This is a genomic window from Enterococcus sp. DIV0712, assembly GCF_050554855.1.
In the GTDB taxonomy this organism is placed as follows: Bacteria; Bacillota; Bacilli; order Lactobacillales; family Enterococcaceae; genus Enterococcus; species Enterococcus faecalis.
On the sequence record NZ_CP187333.1, the window covers coordinates 1,128,838 to 1,152,645 of the forward strand.

Genomic DNA, 23,808 nt, shown 5'->3' on the forward strand with positions numbered 1-23,808 from the left:
AAATGGCACAAAAAACTATGATCCAAGCAATTACAGATGCCTTAGCTCTTGAATTAGAGAAAGACGAAAATGTCTTAATCTTCGGTGAAGACGTTGGTAACAACGGTGGGGTTTTCCGTGCAACTGAAGGTTTACAAGAAAAATTTGGTGAAGACCGCGTCTTCGATACACCTTTAGCTGAATCTGGTATCGGTGGATTGGCTTTCGGTCTTGCCTTGCAAGGTTACCGTCCAGTTCCTGAAATCCAATTCTTTGGTTTCGTTTTTGAAGTATTTGACGAAATCGTTGGTCAAATGGCTCGTACGCGTTACCGTATGGGTGGAACTCGTAATATGCCAATTACTGTTCGTGCCCCATTTGGTGGTGGTGTTCATACACCAGAACTTCACTCAGATAACTTAGAAGGATTAATCGCACAATCACCAGGTGTTCGTGTTGTTATTCCATCAAACCCTTACGATGCAAAAGGACTATTAATTTCATCTATTCGTAGCAACGATCCAGTTGTCTACTTAGAGCACATGAAATTATACCGTTCATTCCGTGAGGAAGTGCCAGACGAAGCTTATGAAGTGCCTTTAGATAAAGCGGCTGTAACTCGTGAAGGAACAGACGTATCAATCATCACTTACGGCGCTATGGTTCGTGAAGCGATTAAAGCAGCTGATAGCTTAGCGAAAGACAATATTTCAGCAGAAATCATTGACTTACGTACAGTGGCTCCTTTAGATGTGGAAACAATTATTAACTCTGTTGAAAAAACTGGCCGTGTGGTTGTCGTTCAAGAAGCACAAAAACAAGCTGGCGTTGGCGCTATGGTTGTTTCTGAAATTTCTGAACGTGCCGTATTATCATTAGAAGCACCAATCGGACGTGTATCTGCTCCAGATACAATCTTCCCATTCGGACAAGCAGAAAATATCTGGTTACCAAATGCGAAAGATATCGAAGCAAAAGCTAGAGAAATCGTCGAATTTTAATAGTTATTCGAAGTAGATAAACGAAGAATTAAACAGGTGGAATACGGCTATAGGCATGAAATGTTCAGCTACTATAGTCGTTTCCCCGCGTTTTGCTCCTAAGAAAATAGACAGATCCAACGAAGAAGGGAAGACTTAAAAAATGGCTTATCAGTTTAAATTACCGGATATCGGTGAAGGGATTGCCGAAGGCGAAATCGTTAAATGGTTTGTGAAACCTGGCGATACAATCAACGAAGACGATACGTTATTAGAAGTACAAAATGACAAATCAGTGGAAGAAATTCCATCACCAGTAACAGGTACTGTAAAAAATATCGTTGTACCAGAAGGAACAGTTGCAAACGTTGGTGACGTGTTAATCGAAATCGACGCACCTGGTCACGAAGATAACGATGCAGCACCAGCAGCTCCTGCACAAGAACAAACACCAGCACAACCTGCTGCTGTACCAACAACCGAAGCAGCTGGCGGATTTTTCCAATTCAAATTACCAGACATCGGTGAAGGAATTGCCGAAGGCGAAATCGTTAAATGGTTCGTTAAAGCGGGCGACACAATTAATGAAGATGATTCATTATTAGAAGTACAAAATGACAAATCAGTGGAAGAAATTCCATCACCAGTAACAGGTACTGTAAAAAATATCGTTGTACCAGAAGGAACAGTTGCCAATGTGGGTGACGTGTTAGTTGAAATTGACGCACCTGGTCATAATTCAGCAGCACCGGCAGCCGCAGCACCAGCTACTGACGCTCCTAAAGCGGAAGCATCAGCTCCAGCCGCTTCAACAGGCGTAGTTGCAGCCGCTGATCCAAACAAACGCGTTTTAGCAATGCCATCTGTTCGTCAGTATGCGCGTGAAAAAGACGTTGATATTACACAAGTAACTGCAACTGGTAAAGGTGGCCGTGTCATTAAAGCGGATATTGATGCCTTTGTTTCTGGTGGCTCTCAAGCAGCACCAGCTACTGAAGCTGCCGCAACAGAAGCAGCACCTAAAGCGGAAGCAGCTGCACCTAAAGCAGCGCCAAAAGCCTTTACTTCTGATTTAGGCGAAATGGAAACACGTGAAAAAATGACACCAACACGTAAAGCAATTGCTAAAGCAATGGTTAACAGCAAACACACTGCTCCTCACGTAACATTACATGATGAAGTAGAAGTTTCTAAATTATGGGATCACCGTAAGAAATTTAAAGATGTTGCTGCTGCAAATGGTACAAAATTAACATTCTTACCATACGTTGTAAAAGCATTGACTTCAACTGTTCAAAAATTCCCAATCTTGAATGCATCAATCGATGACGCAGCACAAGAAATTGTTTACAAAAATTACTTTAACATTGGTATCGCTACTGATACAGATCATGGCTTATATGTACCAAATGTTAAAAATGCTAATACGAAGAGCATGTTTGCTATCGCTGATGAAATCAACGAAAAAGCAGCATTGGCTATCGAAGGTAAATTAACTGCACAAGATATGCGTGATGGTACAATCACAATTAGTAACATTGGTTCAGTCGGTGGCGGCTGGTTTACACCAGTAATCAACTACCCTGAAGTTGCTATTTTAGGCGTTGGTACAATTGCACAAGAACCAGTTGTTAATGCAGACGGCGAAATCGTTGTGGGACGCATGATGAAATTATCATTAAGCTTTGACCACCGTATCGTTGACGGCGCAACTGCTCAAAAAGCAATGAACAACATTAAACGCTTATTAGCTGATCCAGAATTACTATTAATGGAAGGATGATTAACAAATGGTAGTAGGAGATTTCGCCATTGAACTAGATACAGTCGTAATCGGAGCTGGTCCTGGAGGATACGTTGCCGCAATTCGTGCCGCAGAAATGGGTCAAAAAGTTGCGATTATCGAACGTGAATACATCGGAGGCGTTTGTTTAAACGTTGGATGTATTCCTTCAAAAGCTTTAATTGCTGCTGGACATCATTACCAAGAAGCACAAGATTCTTCAACTTTTGGTGTAACAGCTAAAGGAGTCGAATTAGACTTTGCAAAAACACAAGACTGGAAAGATAACACAGTTGTAAAATCATTAACAGGCGGCGTTGGCATGTTATTGAAAAAACACAAAGTGGAAATTATTGAAGGCGAAGCATTCTTCGTTGACGAAAATACATTGCGTGTTATTCACCCAGACTCAGCACAAACTTACTCATTCAATAATGCTATTGTAGCAACAGGTTCTCGTCCAATTGAAATCCCAGGATTCAAATTTGGCGGACGCGTGTTAGATTCTACAGGCGGTTTAAACTTAAAAGAAGTTCCTAAAAAATTCGTTATTATCGGTGGCGGTGTCATCGGTGCTGAATTAGGTGGCGCTTATGCTAACTTAGGTTCAGAAGTAACAATTTTAGAAGGTAGCCCATCAATTTTACCAACTTATGAAAAAGATATGGTTAAAGTTGTCACAGACGACTTCAAGAAGAAAAACGTAACAATCGTGACTTCTGCAATGGCTAAAGAAGCTGTTGACAATGGCGATAGCGTCACTGTTAAATATGAAGTTAACGGAAAAGAAGAAAGTGTTGAAGCAGATTACGTAATGGTCACTGTTGGACGTCGTCCAAACACAGACGACTTAGGCTTAGAACAAGCGGGCGTTGAAATTGGCGAACGTGGTTTAATCCCAGTTGACAACCAAGGACGTACTAACGTGAAAAACATCTTCGCAATCGGCGACATCGTACCAGGTGCTGCGTTAGCGCATAAAGCAAGCTACGAAGCAAAAATTGCTGCTGAAGCAATTTCTGGTAAGAAAGTTGCAGTTGATTACAAAGCAATGCCAGCTGTTGCCTTTACTGATCCAGAATTGGCAAGCGTTGGTATGACTGTTGCAGAAGCAAAAGAAGCGGGAATCGAAGCAAAAGGCTACAAATTCCCATTTGCTGGTAACGGCCGTGCAATCTCTTTAGATAAAACTGAAGGATTCATGCGTTTAGTTACAACTGTAGAAGACAATGTCATCATCGGTGCACAAATTGCCGGTGTCGGTGCAAGTGACATGATTTCTGAATTAGCTTTAGCTATTGAATCTGGCATGAATGCAGAAGACATTGCTTTAACAATCCACCCACACCCATCATTGGGCGAAATTACTATGGATACAGCTGAATTGGCTTTAGGTTTACCAATTCATATTTAATAGTATCACTTTGTCGCACGACAGATATAATGCGCCTTTTGCACTTGTTGCATTAGCCACAGCAAGAGCAAAAGGTGTAAAAAAACAACGACTTCTCGGAGTCGTTGTTTTTTTTATGCTCTGTTCTTTCTTTTACGGTATTTAAGAGGTGTTTCACCCGTTTCTTGTTTAAAGATCCGGACAAAATAGCTATCTTCAACAAACCCTAAATCTTCACTGATTTGGGCGATCGTTTTATCTGTCTCCAAAAGAAGCTGTTTAGCCCATGTGATTTTTAATTGTCGATAAAATTGACTAAAGGGAATACCAAACTCCTCTTTTAATAAACGACTTAAATACGTCGGCGTCAAATGAACAAGGTCTGCCAGTTCTTGTAAATTTAAACGCAGCGATTTGTTTTCCCAAAGGGCATCTAAAACCGGTTGTAATTGCTTATTTTTAGTTTGATAGGCACTTGAAGGAGTTAATTGAGCAGTTAATAAAGTTTGTTGAATATCTTTTTGGATCATATTCAATGGCTCCAGCTCTTCTTTTCGCGAACTAATCTGTAAGGATTGTTTGTACGTATTGATTAAATAATCTTTTTTGATGGCTTCAGAAATAATATATTGGCTTAGATCAGCGATTAATGTCGCGCTCTTTTCTAAGTCTGCTAGTTCTAAAACAGGGTATTGTTGATACAGCTCTTGGTGTGTTACTAAAAATTCTTGAATGAAGGCATCATTCATGGTTAAAACCTGTTCTAACTCTTCTTGGTGATCTTCGAGCAAAACTTCACCAGCCATAATGGCTCCTACATACTGGTCATCAACAATAATGGGGATGGCCATATCAACGATGTTAAAGTGACAACGGTAGATAAAAGGCTGACCAGTGCGAACAGCTTCCAAGCCACCACGAGCATCACATTTTTCACAAAGTTTCGAGAGCTCAGGGGAGTGACGTACCAGTTGGCAAAAGGGTTGAACTTGACTATGTTTCGTCACAGGACGACCTTTATAATCGACTAAAATAATGGCTAAACGAGTGCTTAAGGCCAATGATTCTTGCAATTTTTCCCACTTTTCTAAATCTAAAATATTTTTTAATTCTACAGTCATAAGGCAATCCTTCAATCTAAAGTTTAAAAATCATAATATTTTATTATTTCACAAAATAATTCTATCATTTTTTGCAAGAAAACGATACCAAAAGTTCAATGCTTTTTGGATGAAAGCGTTTTATACTATGTATGTAAACAAAATATAGGAGGCTATCAACATGAGAAAAGCATTGATTTTACCAACGAAATATGTTCAAGGGGAAGATGAATTACTAAACTTAGGTTACTTCGTTTCAACTTTTGGAAAAAAAGCGTTACTAATTGCAAATCCTGCTGACGTTGATCGTGTACGTCCACAATTGGAAGAAACAGCGAAAAAGTTTGACATTACCTTCGTAGAGGGTGGCTTTAGTGGAGAAGTAACGCGTGAAGAAACAAAGCGCTTGCAAAACGTTGGACAAAAAGAACAAGCAGACTGTATCATTGGTTTAGGTGGCGGTAAAGCAATCGATGCTTCAAAAGTCGTAGCAGAAGGTGAAAACTTAATTATTGTACCAACGATTGCGGCTCAAGATGCACCAACTTCGCATTCAGCTGTACTATATCATGAAGATGGCTCATTTGATGATTATGCTTACTTTAAACAAAGTCCAAGCGTCGTGATGGTTGATACAAAAGTGGTTGCCAAAGCGCCAACTAGATTTTTAGTTGCTGGAATGGGGGATGCCTTATCCACATATTTTGAAGCACGCGCAACACACAATTCATATTCTCGGGTTAATGCTAGTTTGCCAATGGGTTCAAGAGAAGGCTTAACGCCTGCTGCTAGCGGCACATATGCAGCTTTGGCCATGGCAAAACTTTGCTGGGAAAACCTCCAGGAAGATGGGTTAAAAGCGAAATTAGCTTGTGATGCAAATGTGGTTACTGAATCATTGAATAAGATTATCGAAACAAATATCTTACTTTCAGGCTTAGGTTTTGAAAGTGGCGGTTTAGCTGCAGCGCATGCGATTCATAACGGTATGACAGTCTTACCTGGTGCGCACAGTTATTTACATGGTGAAAAAGTAGCCTTTGCAACGATTGCACAACTTGTATTAGAAGATGCAGCAAAAGACGAATTAGAAGCTGTTTTAGACTTTAGCGCTTCTGTAGGTTTACCATTAACGCTTTCAGACATTGGTGTCGATGAAATCACTTATGAAGAAGCATTGGAAGTAGCCAAAATTGCTTGCATTCCAGAAGAATCAATTCATTCAATGCCATTCCCAATTGTCGTTGAAGAAGTAGCGAATGCAATCATTGTTGCAGATAAAGTCGGACAAGAATATAAAACAAGACATAAATTAGATTAAGGAAGTGTCCACATGAAAGCAGATATTTTACTCGTTTCACATAGCAAAATGATTACAGATGGTATTAAAGAGATGATTGAACAGATGAACGCCAGTGAAGAAATTACAATTCATTCACTTGGTGGTACATCAGATGGTTCATTAGGTTCAGATCCAATGAAAATCATTGACACGATTAACGAAGCGGACTCTGACCGAGAATTTTTAATTTTTGCCGATTTAGGCAGTGCCGTTTTAAGTTCAGAATTAGCTTTTGATATGCTAGAAGAAGACCAACAGAAACATTATCATTTAGTCGATGCACCATTGGTTGAAGGTGCCTTTGCGGCAGCAATTACTGCAGGTGTCTCAGATGATTTGACGCAAATTTTAGCAGAAGCTCAAAATGCTGGTAAGAAAGGGTGGAACTAAATGAAAAAAATTATTAATGAACCTGGTAAAATTGTCGAAGAAATGCTCCAAGGAATTGTGAAAAGCTATGGAAACCTTGTTCATCAAGTCGAAGATTCTCGCGTGATTGCTCGCAACGACTCAAACAAACAAGTTGGGTTAGTATCTGGTGGCGGAAGTGGTCATGAGCCTGCACATGCTGGGTTTGTTGGTGATGGAATGTTAAATGCCGCAGTTTTAGGTGATGTCTTTACTTCACCAACACCAGATCAAATTTTAACAGGGATCCAAGCGGCAGACCAAGGGGCCGGTGTTCTGTTAATCGTAAAAAATTATACAGGCGATATTTTGAACTTTGAAATGGCCAAAGATATGGCTGATATGGAAGACATTCATGTAGAAATGGTCGTTGTCGATGACGATATTGCTGTCGAAGATAGCACCTATACCGCTGGAAAACGCGGCGTTGCCGGGACTGTTCTTGTCCATAAAATTTTAGGACACCATGCCCGCCAAGGTGCTTCTTTAGAAGAGCTCGTTTCTTTAGGAGAAAAGATTGTAGCAGCCACGAAAACAATTGGAGTGGCTTTAAAAGCAGCCACTGTGCCTGAAGTTGGCAAACCAGGTTTTACTTTACCAGAAGATGAAATTGAATTTGGCGTAGGGATTCACGGAGAACCAGGCTATCGTCGTGAAAAAATCCAACCATCGAAAGAGTTAGCGAAAGAATTAGTTGAAAAAACATTAAGTAGCTATGAGCAACAACCACAAACAGTGGGGGTACTTGTCAATGGCATGGGCGGCACGCCATTAATGGAACAATTTGTATTTATGAACGACGTGCTAACATTATTAGAAGATAAAGGTGTTCAAGTTACCTTCCATAAAGTGGGTAACTATATGACGTCTATTGACATGCAAGGATTATCTTTAACGATGATTGACTTGGCAACAAAAGACTGGCAAACAGCGCTAGAAAGCAATGTAACAACAATTTCTTGGTAAGGGTGATAAAAGATGGAATTAACAGTAAAAGACATTCAAACATGGTTAGACAATTGTTCAAAAGTTATTGAAGAAAAAAAAGACTATTTAAGTGAATTAGACACGCCGATTGGTGATGGGGATCACGGTAACAACATGGCTCGTGGTATGGCTGAATACAAAATTGCGTTTGACAAAAAAGTACCAACAACAATCACGGAGACATTTAAAGTCCTATCCATGGCTTTGATTTCAAAAGTTGGCGGAGCTTCTGGTCCTTTATATGGTACTGCGTTTATGAATATGACTAAAGCGACAAAAGATTTGGAAACCATCAGTTCGCCAGAGCAATTAAAAGAAATTGTTCAGCAAGGTCTAGCTGGGATTCAGATGCGCGGCAAAGCTGAACCAGGAGATAAAACGATGGTTGATGTCTGGGCACCTGTTGCTGAAGTAATTGGAACGGAACAATTTAATGAAGAAAAAATTGAACAATTTGCTGAAGCAACAAAAGATTGGGTGGCGAAAAAAGGACGTGCCTCTTATTTAGGGGAACGAGCAATTGGTCATATTGATCCAGGAGCAGCATCTAGTGCATTATTATTTGAAGAACTAGTCAAAGTAATCAATCAATAACAGTGAGAAAAAAGTTTAGCAAGTGCCTCTCTTGAAGCGCTTGCTAAACTTTTTTATAAATAATGGTTTCTTTTGTTCATCTATGGGATAATTTAAGTAACAAAAAATAACAAAGATAGACCAATGGGGGATTTAAAGATGAAAAAGCATGTGATTGTGGGATGTTTATTAATCGTTAGCTCAATGTTTGTAAGTGCTTGTGGAAATTCGTCAGACGTGACCACAGAAAAAAACAGTGTCACAAAACAAGTCGAAGCTACGGGCCAAAGCACATCCTCTTCCGTAGACCAAACCAAGTATGATGCCATTATTACAGAAGCTAAAAAGTTAACGGCAGAGGGGCAATATAAAGAATCAGAAGAAAAATTAGCTACGATCCCTGTTAGCGATTTAGGGAAACCACACTATTCAATCGTTAAAGAAACGGTTGAGAAACTAAATAATCAAAATAATGAAGGCTTAAAAAGACAAGAAGAAGTCGCGGTTGAAAAGCAAACGAAGTCGAGTCCGGCACCAACGGAATCACTTAAACCAATTCCAGATGAATTTGCTAAATGGGCAACCACGTATCTTTTTTATTATCCACGAGGAGATCAAAAGCAAGCGGGTTTAATCATTGAAGCGAATGGAGCGGTCACGCAGACGAATACGAATGGCGAAATTTACACAGGAAAAGCCGAAATAAGTGGAGCTTCGGGCACTATTTTAAGTTATGATACGACTAGTTATCGCCCGACGACCCAACCAGCTACAAAATCGATTACTCCAAATGTTAAAATCACTGTTACTTGGAACAATGGCGGCGGTGTTGATGTTTATTATGGCTACGTTTCTTATTCACAACGTTTAGCTTTGACAGATGGTATCGCCGTGACAGACGGGGTCAAAGAAGTTTGGCTTTCATAAAAAGAGCTAGACATTCAAGCAAAAACTTGAATGTCTAGCTCTTTTGTTGATTGAATCGGGGGATATAAATACTTAGTTTCGATAAGAACGAACGGTATTATTAATAGCAGAAATACTATATTTTAATTCATCTTCTAACGTTTGATCAATGTCTGTGTCTAAAGTTTCTGCAAACATGGCTTCATATTCAGCGATAGAAAGTTCTGTCCGATTATCCAGCAGTGCTAAATGAGTTTCTTTTTGTAAATGATTTTGATAACCAGCTACTAATTCGCCAGTGAAAAATTCAGCGACAGCACCAGAACCATAACTGAATAAACCAATTTGATTGCCTGCGGTTAAAGTCGTTGCATTTTCTAAAAGGGAAATGAGTCCCAGATAAAGTGAACCCGTATACAAGTTTCCTACGCGACGACTATAGACGATGCTTTCTTCATAACGGGCTAAAATTCGTTCCTGTTCTGCTTCAGTTTGGTCGGAGATTTTTGCTAATAAGGCTTTTTTGCCCATTTTTGTGTAAGGAATATGGAACGCTAAAGCATCATAATCTGCAAAATCAAGACCGGTTCGTTTTTTATGTTCATCCCAGACTTGGGCAAAAGATTGGATGTAGGTTTCGTTTGACAAAGGACCATCGACCATAGGATACGGGTGGCCTGTTGGACGCCAAAAGTCATAGATATCTTGCGTCAGCATCACATTATCCTCTTTTAAAGCCAAGATGCGCGGTTCACTAGAAACTAACATTGCAACCGCCCCAGCTCCTTGTGTAGGCTCACCGCCAGAATTTAAGCCATATTTTGCAATATCTGCCGCTACGACCAAGACTTTTTTATCTGGATGTAAGGCTACGTGATTCTTAGCTAACTGTAAGCCTGCTGTTGCTCCGTAACAAGCTTCCTTGATTTCGAAAGAGCGAGCGAAAGGTTGAATCCCCATTAAACGATGTAAGACAACTGCGGCCGCTTTTGACTCATCGATACTGGACTCAGTCCCGACAATCACCATATCAATGGCCTCTTTATCTTCTTTGGTCAAGATCGCTTCTGCGGCATTGGCTGCAAATGTCACAATATCTTGGCTGATTGGGTTCACCGCCATTTGGTCTTGCCCAATACCAATATGAAATTTTCCAGGGTCTACATTTCTGGCTTCAGCCAGTGCCGTCATATCAATATAATAAGGGGGCACAAAAAAACTAATTTTATCAATCCCAATTGTCATTTCTTTAACTCCTTTACGATAAATAGATTCATTATATAAAATAGCACGAAATGAACCAAAATGGGGAATTTTTGTATTAACTTCATAGATTATTAAAAAATATCTTATAAGTCTGTTAACATTCAGTAATTGGCACTTGTGATTCTGGGATTTTATGATATATTTCAAGATGGAGGTGCATTTAGTTGAAAACAGTAGTTATTATTGATGCATTACGAACACCAATTGGAAAATATAAAGGCAGCTTAAGTCAAGTAAGTGCCGTAGACTTAGGAACACATGTTACAACACAACTTTTAAAAAGACATTCCACTATTTCTGAAGAAATTGATCAAGTAATCTTTGGAAATGTTTTACAAGCTGGAAATGGCCAAAATCCCGCACGACAAATAGCAATAAACAGCGGTTTATCTCATGAAATTCCCGCAATGACAGTTAATGAGGTCTGCGGATCAGGAATGAAGGCCGTTATTTTGGCGAAACAATTGATTCAATTAGGAGAAGCGGAAGTTTTAATTGCTGGCGGGATTGAGAATATGTCCCAAGCACCTAAATTACAACGATTTAATTACGAAACAGAAAGCTATGATGCGCCTTTTTCTAGTATGATGTACGATGGGTTAACGGATGCCTTTAGTGGTCAAGCAATGGGCTTAACTGCTGAAAATGTGGCCGAAAAGTATCATGTAACTAGAGAAGAGCAAGATCAATTTTCTGTACATTCACAATTAAAAGCAGCTCAAGCACAAGCAGAAGGGATATTCGCTGACGAAATAGCCCCATTAGAAGTATCAGGAACGCTTGTGGAGAAAGATGAAGGGATTCGCCCTAATTCGAGCGTTGAGAAGCTAGGAACGCTTAAAACAGTTTTTAAAGAAGACGGTACTGTAACAGCAGGGAATGCATCAACCATTAATGATGGGGCTTCTGCTTTGATTATTGCTTCACAAGAATATGCCGAAGCACACGGACTTCCTTATTTAGCTATTATTCGAGACAGTGTGGAAGTCGGTATTGATCCAGCCTATATGGGAATTTCGCCGATTAAAGCCATTCAAAAACTGTTAGCGCGCAATCAACTTACTACGGAAGAAATTGATCTGTATGAAATCAACGAAGCATTTGCAGCAACTTCAATCGTGGTCCAAAGAGAACTGGCTTTACCAGAGGAAAAGGTCAACATTTATGGTGGCGGTATTTCGTTAGGTCATGCGATTGGTGCCACAGGTGCTCGTTTATTAACGAGTTTAAGTTATCAATTAAATCAAAAAGAAAAGAAATATGGAGTGGCTTCTTTATGTATCGGCGGTGGCTTAGGACTCGCTATGCTACTAGAGAGACCTCAGCAAAAAAAAAACAGCCGATTTTATCAAATGAGTCCTGAGGAACGCCTGGCTTCTCTTCTTAATGAAGGCCAGATTTCTGCTGATACAAAAAAAGAATTTGAAAATACGGCTTTATCTTCGCAGATTGCCAATCATATGATTGAAAATCAAATCAGTGAAACAGAAGTGCCGATGGGCATTGGCTTACATTTAAAAGTGGACGAAACTGATTATTTGGTACCAATGGCGACAGAAGAGCCCTCAGTGATTGCGGCTTTGAGTAATGGTGCAAAAATAGCACAAGGATTTAAAACAGTGAATCAACAACGTTTAATGCGTGGACAAATCGTTTTTTACGATGTTGCAGATCCCGAGTCATTGATTGATAAACTACAAGTAAGAGAAGCGGAAATTTTTCAACAAGCAGAGTTAAGTTATCCATCTATCGTAAAACGGGGCGGCGGCTTAAGAGATTTGCAATATCGTGCTTTTGATGAATCATTTGTATCTGTCGACTTTTTAGTAGATGTTAAGGATGCAATGGGGGCAAATATCGTTAACGCTATGTTGGAAGGTGTGGCCGAGTTGTTCCGTGAATGGTTTGCGGAGCAAAAGATTCTATTCAGTATTTTAAGCAATTACGCAACGGAGTCGGTTGTTACGATGAAAACGGCTATTCCAGTTTCACGTTTAAGTAAGGGGAGCAATGGCCGGGAAATTGCTGAAAAAATTGTTTTAGCTTCACGCTATGCTTCATTAGATCCTTATCGGGCAGTCACGCATAACAAAGGGATCATGAATGGCATTGAAGCTGTCGTTTTAGCTACAGGAAATGATACACGCGCTGTTAGCGCTTCTTGTCATGCTTTTGCGGTGAAGGAAGGTCGCTACCAAGGCTTGACTAGTTGGACGCTGGATGGCGAACAACTAATTGGTGAAATTTCAGTTCCGCTTGCGTTAGCCACGGTTGGCGGTGCCACAAAAGTCTTACCTAAATCTCAAGCAGCCGCTGATTTGTTAGCAGTGACGGATGCAAAAGAACTAAGTCGAGTAGTAGCGGCTGTTGGTTTGGCACAAAATTTAGCGGCGTTACGGGCCTTAGTCTCTGAAGGAATTCAAAAAGGACACATGGCTCTACAAGCACGTTCTTTAGCGATGACGGTCGGAGCTACTGGTAAAGAAGTTGAGGCAGTCGCTCAACAATTAAAACGTCAAAAAACGATGAACCAAGACCGAGCCATGGCTATTTTAAATGATTTAAGAAAACAATAAAAAAATAGTTCAGCAGAAATTATTCTGCTGAACTATTTTTTTTCACATTAGGTAGACGTTTCAGGCCACGAATTGGTTTTACTTTTAAGACATCTAAGAAGAAAGTGAACACAGGGATTCCTACAATAAGTCCCCATACACCAAAGAGACGCTCACTAACTAATAAAATGACAAACGTATAAAAGATTGGTAACTCTGTTTTACTAGACATGAATTTAGGATTTAGCACGTAAGATTCAAATAAATGAACGATTGTAATTAAAGCTAAGATATAAATCACATCGTTCAAGCCACCTTGGGAATAAGCGATGAAACTTAGCGGAATGCAGGAAATAATCACACCAGCAACTGGGACTAAGCTCAAAATGAAGATCATAATGGCTAAACTAGGTAACTGAGTAAAGCCGATTATCGCCAAGGCCAAGGTAGTAATGACTGTATTCACCACAGCAATGAAAAACTGAGCTTCCATTACGACACCAAATGTGTTGACGAACTTGTTGGCAAAATAATAGATATCCTGAAAAAACCAATCAAAATCACTTTTTAAAAATAACTTAGAAAAATCAGCCATTTGCTTCTTCTCAATCATAAAGAAGAAACTTAAAATAAAGGACATGACAAATGATAAGCCGACAGCGCCAATATCTTGAATGTAGCGTAAAATCATTGAAGCACCATTCTGGAGTTGAGAGAGTAAGTTAGATTTTTCCAAGTATTGATCAATAAATTGCAATACTTGATTTGTATCTGTATGTGGACTTTGATAAAAATCAACTACAGAATTAATCATTTGAGTCGTTTGGTTAACTAGAACGGGAACATATTTAGTAATCGCTAAATAGATTAGAAAAACAACCAATGCATAGGTTAAGAGAACGATGACAATCGTCGGGATTTTCATATAGCGTTGAACAAAATGGACCAAACGAACAGCTAAATAGGTAAAGATAAATGTTAAAAGAATTGTTGTAATCATACTTCTGGATAAATAAAGCACAAAAATAATCAAAGCAAGGACGCAAAAACGTCGCAAACGTTCATTTTGAATAAATTTTTGATACAAACTCATAGGGGAAACTCCTTCTTTACTGAATAATCAATCCTGTTAAGAATAACATAACCATACCGATGGCAGCTAGGCCGCAAACAATAATATGGCGGCGTTTGTACATCACTACAATGGCGATGAACTCTCGAATAAACGCGTTAGGTAAAAAATAAAAAGCGGTTTTTGCACCAATGCCATCAGCTTTTAAGCCAGCCATTCGAGCGAAAAGACCCGCTCGGAAAAGGTGATAATTGTTTGTAGTAAAAATGGCTTGGAAATTAGCATTTCCAAAATCCTCAATCATTGTTTCTTTGGAAAAACGCATATTTTCTAGTGTGTTTTTTGAATGAGCTTCTACTAAAATATCATCATCAGGAATACCTTGTGTCAAAGCATACATTTTCATCGCGACACTTTCAGGAAGTAATTCATCGGGACCTTGGCCACCAGACATGACGATTTTTGGTGGATTTAACGTTGCGCGATTTTGAGCCTTGTAAAATTGAATGGCTTTGTTGATGCGGGCTTGCAATAACGGCGGCACAATCTCACCATTGATTAACCCCGAACCTAACACAACAATATAATCCTGTGTATATCTTGGCTGATTAAATTGATACAACGTAGAAACAGTTAAAAAATTATAAAAAACAAACGCGAAATAAGTCAAAATAAATGGCGCGATAGTTAATGGTAAGGAGAGCCACGTTGGTAACAACGATTGAAAAAAGAAATTATAAATTAATAGTAATGTTAAGCCAATTGCCAGCAACAACGTCAACAAGTTCCCTAGAGACCGACCTTCTTTTCTCATAACAACGACCGCATTCCAATAGAGGAAAATAATTAAGGCATAGAGTCCTAAAGCCAAAGCGATAAAAATTGCCAGCAGGGCAATAATTGCTAAGGTGATTAGAAAGTAGTTGTTTGTACGAATCGCAGTAATCCCTAAATAAGTCGCTAGAACCACAAGAAAAATATTAAATAATGTTCCATTCAGTAAACGCCTTTTTTCTTTGAAGTAGAAGAGCGCAAACAAGCCAAAAAAAGCAATGGGAATTAAAAAGAAGGCTGTGCCACGAATGATTTCTAAATATAAAACATATGAGAAGAACATAAAGACAGTCCAGCCAAACATCCACGGCAACCAATCGTGTTCTTTTTTCTTTTTCCGCCACGAGGGAATGAAAAAGAGACCCAATAAATAAACACCTAAAAAGGTTAAATCACCATAAAATTGCATAAATAAACTCCTTTAAAACATTTTTCCTCTTCAGTATAACGAAAACTCTTCAAAAAAAATAGAGGAAGCACTTAGTTTCAGAAAGTTTTCTTGTTCTTTTTTTTATAAAAAAAACCTGACGATTAACGTCAGGTTTTTGAGTCAGTATTGTTTAATTAAGCTTTAGTAACGTTAGTTGCTTGAGGGCCACGTTGACCTTCTTCGATTTCGAAAGTTACTGCTTGACCTTCTTCTAAAGTTTTGAAGCCGTCACCTTGGATAGCTGAGAAATGTACGAATACATCGTTTCCGTTTTCTGCAGTGATGAAGCCAAAGCCTTTGTCTGAGTTAAACCATTTTACTGTACCTGTTTCCATAATAAATATCCTCCTAGATGTGTGTTATAACACATTCATATTTTGCAATTACTTGAAAGGTGAAAAATGTGGAAGATGTTTATTTGAAACAGCTACCCATATTACCGAACAAAAACTACATCTATTACTATAGCATACTAACTGGTTTTTGTATAGCGATAACCTTATTTTCTTTTTTATCGGATGTTTTTTAAAAACTAGAAAGTGAAGATAAGGCTGTTATAGTGCTGTTTCAATAAGGCTCAGAAAAAAAGCCCATTGTAAGGCGCTTTCTTACAATGGGCTTTTTGCCTGTTTTTAATAACGGAGGATAGCCGCTAAAGATTTTTCATCTGGTGCAGCTTTTTGGTCTAAAACAAAAACTTGACCGCCGTTTTGAATGACTTGGTAAGCAATGGTGTTTAAAAGTTTGCGACGATCATACTCTTCAGATGACATTTCATTGTTTTCAGTAACAAAGAGTGACGTTGCAATAAAAAGATGGGAAATTTTGCCGTCAGCTGCCGCTGGCGAAATATCTGTAAATTGATCTAAGAATTTACGATCTAGTAATTTGTTATAAGAAGCTGTTTCTTTTTCTGTTAACTCTGCAGCTATTTTTTCACTAGCGCTGCGGATATCTTGAATGGTTGCTTGTGCAGGTGAAGCAGCAACTGAAATTGAGCAATCATAATAAGGATTTTTAGCAATCTTTTTAAAGAGTGTTTGGTTTTCTGGTAAAGCATAAAGATAAAGCGGTAATTTTTCAGGATTATCCAGTTGATCTTTTAAGAAAGTATCGACTGCTTGATAGTAGTTCACCCAATCAATTTCAACTTCTTTATCTTTAGTATTGATGCTATGATAAGCGACACCTTCTTTAGAACCGTTAGAACTACCTTGAGTTGAAAAGTTTAAATTACCACCCGTTAATTCATCACCTAAAGCTGTGACCACGTCTGTTGGTGCATCTTTAGGCAATTCAACAGGAGTCACAGTCGTATGATCGACCTTGTAAAGTTTCATTGAATCACGATTTAGAGCAAGTAGGTAATAATGGTAGTTAAATTGTTTGTCTTTGACTAGTCCAAGTAAATAAGGAATCGTGTCCACGTAATATTGATCGTCAACGGGCACATCTAATCGTTGAACAAAGGTGTTCTCTGGAGATAAGATGATTGAAACACTTGCTGTGCCGTTGCGCCAGAAGGAAGCATCAGCTAGAAGTGCGTCAATTTTTTCTTGGAAAACAGCCCATTTTTCCTCAGGAAATTTTTTTTCAAAGCGTGTTTTTGCCGCTTTTGCAAAATTTTTCAAAACAAGCGAATCTTTTTCTACGTTTTGATGAGCGACATGGGTGTTAAACAAGAAAGTAACAAACGGTCCATGAACTTCTTCAGAAAATAATGTTGATAAGCTATCTTTTTTTTGATTTGCCATAATAAAATCCCCCTTCTAAAAGTAAGTGTAGCACAGGAAATCGAATGTTTAAAACAATATGTTCAATAAAAGAAAACGCTTTAAAGAATTTAAATAAAGGACTGTTAATGGTGTTCTAATAAAAGTTTTATAAAAAATATAGCTGAAACTCATGATAAAAAAGGCACAAACTACTATACTTACGTTATGCCAATTATCCCGAATTGGTTTTTTCATACTTACTCCTACCAAGAGTAAATAACAACCTTCATTTCCACCACAGACGACGGTCGTGGTGGTTTTTTTTGTTTAGGTTCTAGTTTTTGCTATCAATGACTAGGAGAAGTGAACGTTCTTTAAGAATTTGTCATTTCAAATTTACGGAACCGCAAGAAACGATTTGCTTCTTCCTCTAACTGAGTAATTTCTTCTTCTGTTAACTCTTCCGTAGTAATGTGAATATGTAACTCTTTTTGTGTGCTTGTCATAGGTGCCTGATGATTGATCTCTGTTTGTTGGGTGCGGCCCATTAAATAGTCCAAGGAGACAGAAAAATAGTCTGCTATTTTTAAAAGATTCTCTACTTTAGGCGAAGAGGTATCCCAACGACGAATTTGTCCATTGGAAATGCCGACGTTTCTTTCTAATTGGGCGAGGGTTAGTTGCCTTGACTGAGCTAATTGTTTAATGCGAGAAATTAAGGTCATTTCAAGTCCTCCTTGTGTTTTCCGTTTGCTAATTTCAAATTAGCGTAAAAGCGAATGGTTGTCAATTGCGAGCGTGTAATAAGAAGGTGAACATCTCATGAGTGATTTTTTAGAAAATTTCCGATGAAAAAAAGAAGAAATAGAGTTATTATTAGTAAGTAAACTGTTTTGGAGCGAGAGGGGATGAATCAATGGAGAAAATTAAAAGTTACCAAGAGGATTCTGAAGTGCAGAAAAATCGTTGGTGGATCTTAGTTTCTGTGGCTATGTTTACCTTCATGTCTACATTAGATTCCAGCATTGTAAATATTGCTTTACCGACTATTTCAAAAGAAATGTCCGTACCCATGAATCAAGCGGAATGGGTCGTATCTATTTATTTAATGGTTGTCTGTGCTTGTTTATTATTATTTGGAAAAATTGGCGACAGTTTTGGAAAAATAAAAGTTTATCGAATTGGCACGGTTATTTTTACGATTGGTTCGTTACTTTGTGGCTTTAATCAATCGCTGAGCTTTCTATTATTTGCGCGAGTCGTTCAAAGTATTGGTGCTAGCATGACCATGGCGACCAATTCAGGAATTATTACGGAAGTATTCCCTTTAAATGAAAGAGGGCGGGCGCTTGGTGCAGTAGGTGCCTTTGTCTCTTTAGGCGCGATTGCTGGTCCTGGGATTGGTGGATTGATCTTATCAAACTTTTCTTGGTCGTATATTTTTTGGATTAATGTTCCCGTGGGGCTAGTTACAATTTTAATTGGCGAAAAGTTCCTACCAAAAGATATTACAAAAACAAAAGAAAAAATCGATTTTTCAGGATTTGCTTGTATTGCCATTGCGATTATGACGTTCTTCGGCGGGATTTTCCTCGGACAAGAGAGCGGGTTTGGCTCGTTACAATCCTATTTATTGTTCATTATTGCAGTAATCGCATTAGGATTATTTATAATGGTTGAACGAAAAAGAAAAAGCCCACTTATTAAGTTCGCAATTTTTAAAAACAAAATTTTTACTTTAAGTTTATTGTCCGCCGTTTTAATTTTTGCCTCAAACTTTTTTGTAAATGTTGTCATTCCATTTTATTTGCAGGATGCACGCAAACTAAGTGCTAGTTATGCTGGTCTATTAATGATGGTATTTCCGTTATTAATGGTGGTTGGGGCTCCTCTGAGTGGCTATTTGACGGATAAAATTGGCCCAGGTATTTTAACATTTGGCGGATTGTTGCTTTTGTGCTGTACGTCGTTAATGTATATGTTTTTAGATATGAACTCGCCCATCTGGTATTATGTGATTGCAACGGCCATTATGGGTTTGGGAAATGCACTTTTCCAGTCTCCAAACAATACAATGGTTATGAGCAGTGTTGAAAAGCAAGATTTAGGTGTAGCAGGAAGTATGAATTCTTTTGCTAGAAACTTAGGAATGGTCATTGGGATTGCGTTGTCAACGACCATTTTATATCGTGGTATGAGCGAAGCCTATGGTGAACGAGTAACCACGTATCTGGCTAATCGCCCAGATATATTTATTGTGGGAATGCGTGAAACCTTTTTTGTCGCCTTTCTATTATGTGTGGCGGCCTTTATATTAACGATTTTACGTTTTCGGAAAACAACCAAATAAGTAAAAAGAAGCAGACGAGAAAGATTCATGATTTTTCTCGTCTGTTTCTTTACTAGCTAAGAAAATAAGCAAATGCGATTGTATATTTCTAATTCTCTGTTACAATAAAGAAAGTAAACTGTACTAAACTGTACTACTTTTAAGAATGAATTTGACGATTAATTATCATAAGAGTGTGTAGAAAATACCGTAGGAGGAATACAAATGGAACTGATAGGACATGGACATTCATGTATTGAAATTCGTCTAAACGACGGCACGAACCTTTTATTTGATCCTTTTATTAATGGCAACCCTTTAGCGGACGTTTCACTTGAAGATTTACACCCTGATTACATCTTAATCACCCACGGACACAGCGATCATATTGGCGATATGCTAGCAATTGCTCAAGCCAACAAGGCAACGATTATTGCGATAGCTGAAGTGGCTACGTATGCACAGTCGCAAGGGGTAAAAGCGCATGGAATGAATCTAGGTGGGCGTTATGTCTTTCCTTTTGGTTCGGTTAAATTTGTGCCAGCTTTGCATAGTTCCGGTTATGAAATAGACGGCGTAATGACCTACATGGGCGAAGCAAGTGGGATTATTTTAGAAGCAGAAGATAAAAAAATTTATCACGCTGGTGATACGGCGTTGTTTTCAGATATGCGCCTTTTTGCAAAAGACAAATCCATTGATGTAGCGTTCTTACCAATTGGTGATAATTACACGATGGGACCAGAGGATGCGCTAGAAGCAGTCTCTTACTTAAATCCCGAAATAACCATTCCAATTCATTACAATACCTTTCCTGTTATCCAACAAAATCCAGCAATATTCGTAGAGCAAGTAGTTGGCGGGAAAGTATTAAACCCAGGAGAGACGATCCTAGTTTAGGAGGAAATTATGGCGACGAAACATGATCAAATTTTAAAACATATTGAAGAATTACCAATTGGCGATCGAATCTCTGTTCGAAGCATTGCCAAAAGTTTAAGTGTTAGTGAAGGAACAGCGTATCGGGCCATCAAAGATGCAGAAAATATTGGGCTTGTTTCCACCATTCAACGTGTTGGTACGATACGAATTGAGCGGAAGTTAAAAAAACATATTGAAAAATTAACATTTGGTGAAGTGGTCCGGATTATTGAAGGGGATGTGTTAGGCGGTAGCTCTGGTCTAGACAAAGTCCTTAATAAATTTGTAATTGGTGCGATGACAGAAACCGCGATGACGCGATATATTACTCCCGGATCCTTAATGATTGTTGGTAACCGCCAAGGCGTGCAAAAGCTTGCTTTAGAAAATGGGGCAGCCGTTTTAATTACAGGTGGATTTGAAACATCTGAAGAGATTGCGCAGTTAGCAGATCGTCTGGGTATGCCTGTCTTGAGAACCACATATGATACATTTACTGTGGCTACTATGATTAACCGTGCTTTAAGTGATCAGCTGATTAAAAAAGACATTTTACTCGTCAGTGATATTTATACAGCGCTTGAAAAAACCAATTATTTGTTGACAACTCAAACGATTGCAGATTATCAGGCATTATCTGAAAGTACCCATCATTCTCGTTTCCCAGTAGTAAATAAGAAATTACGTTTAGTGGGGATTGTCACAGCCAAAGATGTCATTGGTAAAAGTGAACATTTAACCGTGGATAAAGTCATGACAAAGGACCCCAATGTTGTGAAAAAGATGATGAGTGTAGCGAGTGTCAGTCATCAAATGATTTGGGATGGTCTAGAAGTCATGCCGGTGGTGGAAGATGATTTAGCGCTTGTTGGAATTGTTTCTCGCCAAGATGTGATGAAAGCTATGCAATTGGTGCAACGACAACCACAAATTGCAGACACAATTTCAGATCAAATTTCCGGGGAAGTGATGCCTGTTGAAGAAAATGGCAAAGAAACAACCCGTTTTCGTTTTTCGGTTGCGCCCCAAATGGTTAACAGTGTTGGTACTATCTCGTTCGGTGTCCTAAGTGAAATTATTTCTAACGTGACACAACGAACAATGTTGATGAATCAAAAAAGAAATGTACTAATTGAACAAGTGAATCTACATTATTTGCGGCTAATCCAGTTGGAAAGTGAATTGGACATTCGTCCACGGATTTTAGAAATTGGTCGTCGCTCTGCAAAATTAGATATTGAAGTTTATTTAGAAAATGTCATTGTGGCAAAAGCAATTGTTGTTTGCCAAGTGATGGAGAGAACGTAGGAGGCTACAAAGAATGGACGTAGTAAAAGAAATTATGGCAGCAATTAAACAATATGAAACAATTATTATTCATAGACATCAAAGGCCCGACCCAGATGCGATTGGCTCACAGGTTGGGTTAGCAGAACTCTTAAGAGCGAGCTTTCCTGAAAAAAATATTTATCAAGTAGGCGGACCAGTGGAAGGCTTAGAGTTTTTAGCTGAAATGGACGTTATTACTGACGATGTCTATCGAGGTGCATTAGTCATTGTAACAGATACTGCAAATGCTCCACGAATTAGTGATGCGCGTTTTTCTTTAGGCGATCAATTAATTAAAATCGATCATCATCCGAATGATGAACCCTATGGAGATTTAGTTTGGGTGAATACAAATGCAAGTAGTTGTAGTGAAATTATTGTTGATTTTTGGCAACAGCATTTAGCAGAATTAACGATGACAGATAATGCAGCTCGTTTATTGTATGCTGGGATTGTGGGGGATACAGGACGTTTTCTTTATCCTTCCACTTCGGCGCATACACTCGCTGTCGCTGCGCAATTGCGTACGTTTAACTTTAATGCCGCAGACTTAAATCGTGAGTTAGACCAAATGCCTTTAAAGGTTGCTAAATTAGCGGGTTATATTTATCAAAATTTAGAAATCGACGCAAATGGCGCTGCTCGTGTCGTTTTACCACAAAGTATTTTAAACAGTTATGATATTGTCGATTCTGAAACGGCAGCCATTGTTTCAATGCCAGGAAAAATTGAAGATGTTCTCTCATGGGCAATCTTTGTTGAACAGCCGGAAGGTTATTATCGCGTTCGGTTACGTTCCAAAGGACCAATCATTAATACAATTGCTAAAAAACATCATGGCGGCGGCCATCCTTTGGCAAGTGGCGCTAATGCCCGTGATGCGGCTGAAATTGAAGTGATTTACCAAGAAATCCAAGCAGCTTGCCAAGAGTGGGCTCAAAAATAAATAAGTAATTAGAAAGTAGTTATCGGACGTTGATAAATCATTAGGCCTACTTTTCATTCACTAGAAAATAAGGTAAAATGAAAAAGAATTATTTTTTACAAAGGAGAACGTTAATGACAGAGCAATTACCAAACTGCCCTGAATGTGGGTCGGCATATGCCTATGAAGATCGCGGATTATTTATTTGTCCAGAATGCGGTCATGAATGGTCACCAACAGAAGAAGTTGCAGAAGAAGGCTTAGTAGTTAAGGATTCAAATGGCAATCTTTTATCGGATGGTGACAGTGTTACTGTAATCAAAGATTTGAAAGTTAAAGGTGCCAGTGGCGCAATTAAACAAGGCACAAAAGTGAAAAACATTCGTTTAGTGGAAGGTGATCATAACATCGATTGTAAGGTAGATGGTTTTGGTCCAATGAAGTTAAAATCAGAGTTTGTTAAGAAAAATTAAATTTCATTTGAATGATGAGACAGTAAGAGTCTAGGACACAACCATCGTCCTAGACTCTTACTAATGTTTATCGGTCTTGTATTTTATCATTGTACGAAGGCCGTGCCAAGCGTTGTAAAGTGTGAGGATTAACCCGATACCTAAAGGAATCCATAACCATTGCGGAGAATAAGCGGCATCTTTTAACGTTTCAGGGTTGATGGTCCATGATTCTTGCAATACTTGGAAACTAAAAACCATGAGAAATGTTGAAATAAGTAACAAAATAAACCGTAAATAATGAATCGTTGTTTGACGGTGAATCAGTGCAAAGAGTAAGTAGAGCACAAGTAAAAATAGCGGCACTCCAAACGCAAAATATGGCTGTAACATGAGAACGTCCTCCTTTTTCTTAATGATACTGCAAAGGAGAGGATTTGCAAAATAAAATTTATTGTTGGTACATTTTTTAGAAACAAGTATAGTGTTATTGAGGCATTCATACTTGAAATTGTTTATCTTGGAGGAA

Annotated in this window: 22 protein-coding genes; 14 read left to right on the forward strand and 8 right to left on the reverse strand. The window is 38.6% G+C overall.

Annotated features, from left to right (window positions below; translation table 11 throughout):
- Positions 1-2: 2 nt before the first annotated feature.
- From IGL42_RS05475 to lpdA, 3 genes are all read left to right on the forward strand, one after another.
- Positions 3-980 carry an alpha-ketoacid dehydrogenase subunit beta gene (locus tag IGL42_RS05475; protein ID WP_002357767.1) on the forward strand — a complete coding sequence of 326 codons (978 nt, stop codon included), beginning with the start codon at positions 3-5 and terminating at the stop codon, positions 978-980.
- Between the two features lie 142 nt (positions 981-1,122).
- Positions 1,123-2,742, forward strand: coding sequence for a dihydrolipoyllysine-residue acetyltransferase (locus IGL42_RS05480; RefSeq protein ID WP_002357766.1), 1,620 nt, complete (start codon positions 1,123-1,125; stop codon positions 2,740-2,742).
- A 7-nt stretch (positions 2,743-2,749) separates the two neighbouring features.
- Positions 2,750-4,156, forward strand: coding sequence for a dihydrolipoyl dehydrogenase (gene lpdA, locus IGL42_RS05485; protein WP_002357765.1), 1,407 nt, complete (start codon positions 2,750-2,752; stop codon positions 4,154-4,156).
- A gap of 113 nt (positions 4,157-4,269) precedes the next feature.
- On the opposite strand, the gene IGL42_RS05490 is transcribed toward lpdA, so the two are convergent.
- Positions 4,270-5,256, reverse strand: a complete 987-nt coding sequence (locus IGL42_RS05490) for a PocR ligand-binding domain-containing protein (RefSeq protein ID WP_002382271.1) — start codon at positions 5,254-5,256, stop codon at positions 4,270-4,272.
- 160 nt (positions 5,257-5,416) lie between these two features.
- On the opposite strand from IGL42_RS05490, the gene IGL42_RS05495 reads away from it, so the two are divergent.
- The 5 genes from IGL42_RS05495 to IGL42_RS05515 all read left to right on the forward strand — a co-directional run bounded on the left by IGL42_RS05495 (position 5,417) and on the right by IGL42_RS05515 (position 9,472).
- On the forward strand, positions 5,417-6,556 hold the full coding sequence (locus IGL42_RS05495; protein ID WP_002363858.1) for a glycerol dehydrogenase: 1,140 nt from the start codon (positions 5,417-5,419) through the stop codon (positions 6,554-6,556).
- Positions 6,557-6,568: 12 nt separating this feature from the next.
- Positions 6,569-6,967, forward strand: coding sequence for a dihydroxyacetone kinase phosphoryl donor subunit DhaM (gene dhaM, locus IGL42_RS05500; protein WP_002357762.1), 399 nt, complete (start codon positions 6,569-6,571; stop codon positions 6,965-6,967).
- On the forward strand, positions 6,968-7,951 hold the full coding sequence (gene dhaK, locus IGL42_RS05505; RefSeq protein WP_002357760.1) for a dihydroxyacetone kinase subunit DhaK: 984 nt from the start codon (positions 6,968-6,970) through the stop codon (positions 7,949-7,951).
- Positions 7,952-7,963: 12 nt separating this feature from the next.
- The gene (gene dhaL, locus IGL42_RS05510) at positions 7,964-8,566 is read left to right on the forward strand and encodes a dihydroxyacetone kinase subunit DhaL (protein ID WP_185776373.1); all 603 of its coding nucleotides are present in this window, start codon (positions 7,964-7,966) and stop codon (positions 8,564-8,566) included.
- Positions 8,567-8,689: 123 nt separating this feature from the next.
- The gene (locus tag IGL42_RS05515) at positions 8,690-9,472 is read left to right on the forward strand and encodes a hypothetical protein (protein WP_025191830.1); all 783 of its coding nucleotides are present in this window, start codon (positions 8,690-8,692) and stop codon (positions 9,470-9,472) included.
- 72 nt (positions 9,473-9,544) lie between these two features.
- On the opposite strand, the gene IGL42_RS05520 is transcribed toward IGL42_RS05515, so the two are convergent.
- On the reverse strand, positions 9,545-10,696 hold the full coding sequence (locus tag IGL42_RS05520) for a hydroxymethylglutaryl-CoA synthase (RefSeq protein WP_002366606.1): 1,152 nt from the start codon (positions 10,694-10,696) through the stop codon (positions 9,545-9,547).
- A gap of 185 nt (positions 10,697-10,881) precedes the next feature.
- On the opposite strand from IGL42_RS05520, the gene IGL42_RS05525 reads away from it, so the two are divergent.
- The gene (locus IGL42_RS05525; RefSeq protein ID WP_010710416.1) at positions 10,882-13,293 is read left to right on the forward strand and encodes a hydroxymethylglutaryl-CoA reductase, degradative; all 2,412 of its coding nucleotides are present in this window, start codon (positions 10,882-10,884) and stop codon (positions 13,291-13,293) included.
- Between the two features lie 19 nt (positions 13,294-13,312).
- Here the strand turns inward: IGL42_RS05525 and IGL42_RS05530 are convergent, their stop codons facing one another.
- The 5 genes from IGL42_RS05530 to IGL42_RS05550 form a co-directional block, all read right to left on the reverse strand.
- Entirely contained in the window at positions 13,313-14,365 is a 1,053-nt protein-coding gene (locus IGL42_RS05530) for an AI-2E family transporter (protein ID WP_002357754.1), read from the reverse strand.
- A 16-nt stretch (positions 14,366-14,381) separates the two neighbouring features.
- Entirely contained in the window at positions 14,382-15,587 is a 1,206-nt protein-coding gene (locus IGL42_RS05535) for a YdcF family protein (protein WP_002403198.1), read from the reverse strand.
- Between the two features lie 155 nt (positions 15,588-15,742).
- Entirely contained in the window at positions 15,743-15,943 is a 201-nt protein-coding gene (locus IGL42_RS05540; protein ID WP_002357750.1) for a cold-shock protein, read from the reverse strand.
- 297 nt (positions 15,944-16,240) lie between these two features.
- Positions 16,241-17,362: a hypothetical protein gene (locus IGL42_RS05545; protein WP_002357749.1), complete on the reverse strand. Its 1,122-nt coding sequence runs from the start codon at positions 17,360-17,362 to the stop codon at positions 16,241-16,243.
- Between the two features lie 335 nt (positions 17,363-17,697).
- The gene (locus tag IGL42_RS05550; protein ID WP_002365589.1) at positions 17,698-18,048 is read right to left on the reverse strand and encodes a helix-turn-helix domain-containing protein; all 351 of its coding nucleotides are present in this window, start codon (positions 18,046-18,048) and stop codon (positions 17,698-17,700) included.
- A gap of 191 nt (positions 18,049-18,239) precedes the next feature.
- Here IGL42_RS05550 and IGL42_RS05555 point away from each other — a divergent pair, with 191 nt between their 5' ends.
- The 5 genes from IGL42_RS05555 to IGL42_RS05575 all read left to right on the forward strand — a co-directional run bounded on the left by IGL42_RS05555 (position 18,240) and on the right by IGL42_RS05575 (position 23,300).
- On the forward strand, positions 18,240-19,673 hold the full coding sequence (locus IGL42_RS05555) for an MFS transporter (RefSeq protein ID WP_002357746.1): 1,434 nt from the start codon (positions 18,240-18,242) through the stop codon (positions 19,671-19,673).
- A gap of 204 nt (positions 19,674-19,877) precedes the next feature.
- Entirely contained in the window at positions 19,878-20,552 is a 675-nt protein-coding gene (locus IGL42_RS05560; RefSeq protein WP_002361745.1) for a metal-dependent hydrolase, read from the forward strand.
- A gap of 9 nt (positions 20,553-20,561) precedes the next feature.
- Entirely contained in the window at positions 20,562-21,881 is a 1,320-nt protein-coding gene (locus IGL42_RS05565) for a DRTGG domain-containing protein (RefSeq protein ID WP_002357743.1), read from the forward strand.
- Between the two features lie 13 nt (positions 21,882-21,894).
- Positions 21,895-22,848, forward strand: a complete 954-nt coding sequence (locus IGL42_RS05570; protein ID WP_002357742.1) for a DHH family phosphoesterase — start codon at positions 21,895-21,897, stop codon at positions 22,846-22,848.
- A 113-nt stretch (positions 22,849-22,961) separates the two neighbouring features.
- Entirely contained in the window at positions 22,962-23,300 is a 339-nt protein-coding gene (locus IGL42_RS05575) for a zinc ribbon domain-containing protein YjdM (protein WP_010710414.1), read from the forward strand.
- 60 nt (positions 23,301-23,360) lie between these two features.
- Here the strand turns inward: IGL42_RS05575 and IGL42_RS05580 are convergent, their stop codons facing one another.
- Positions 23,361-23,762 (reverse strand): hypothetical protein, encoded by a 402-nt coding sequence (locus IGL42_RS05580; protein WP_029656532.1) that lies wholly within the window; start codon positions 23,760-23,762, stop codon positions 23,361-23,363.
- Positions 23,763-23,808: the final 46 nt, after the last annotated feature.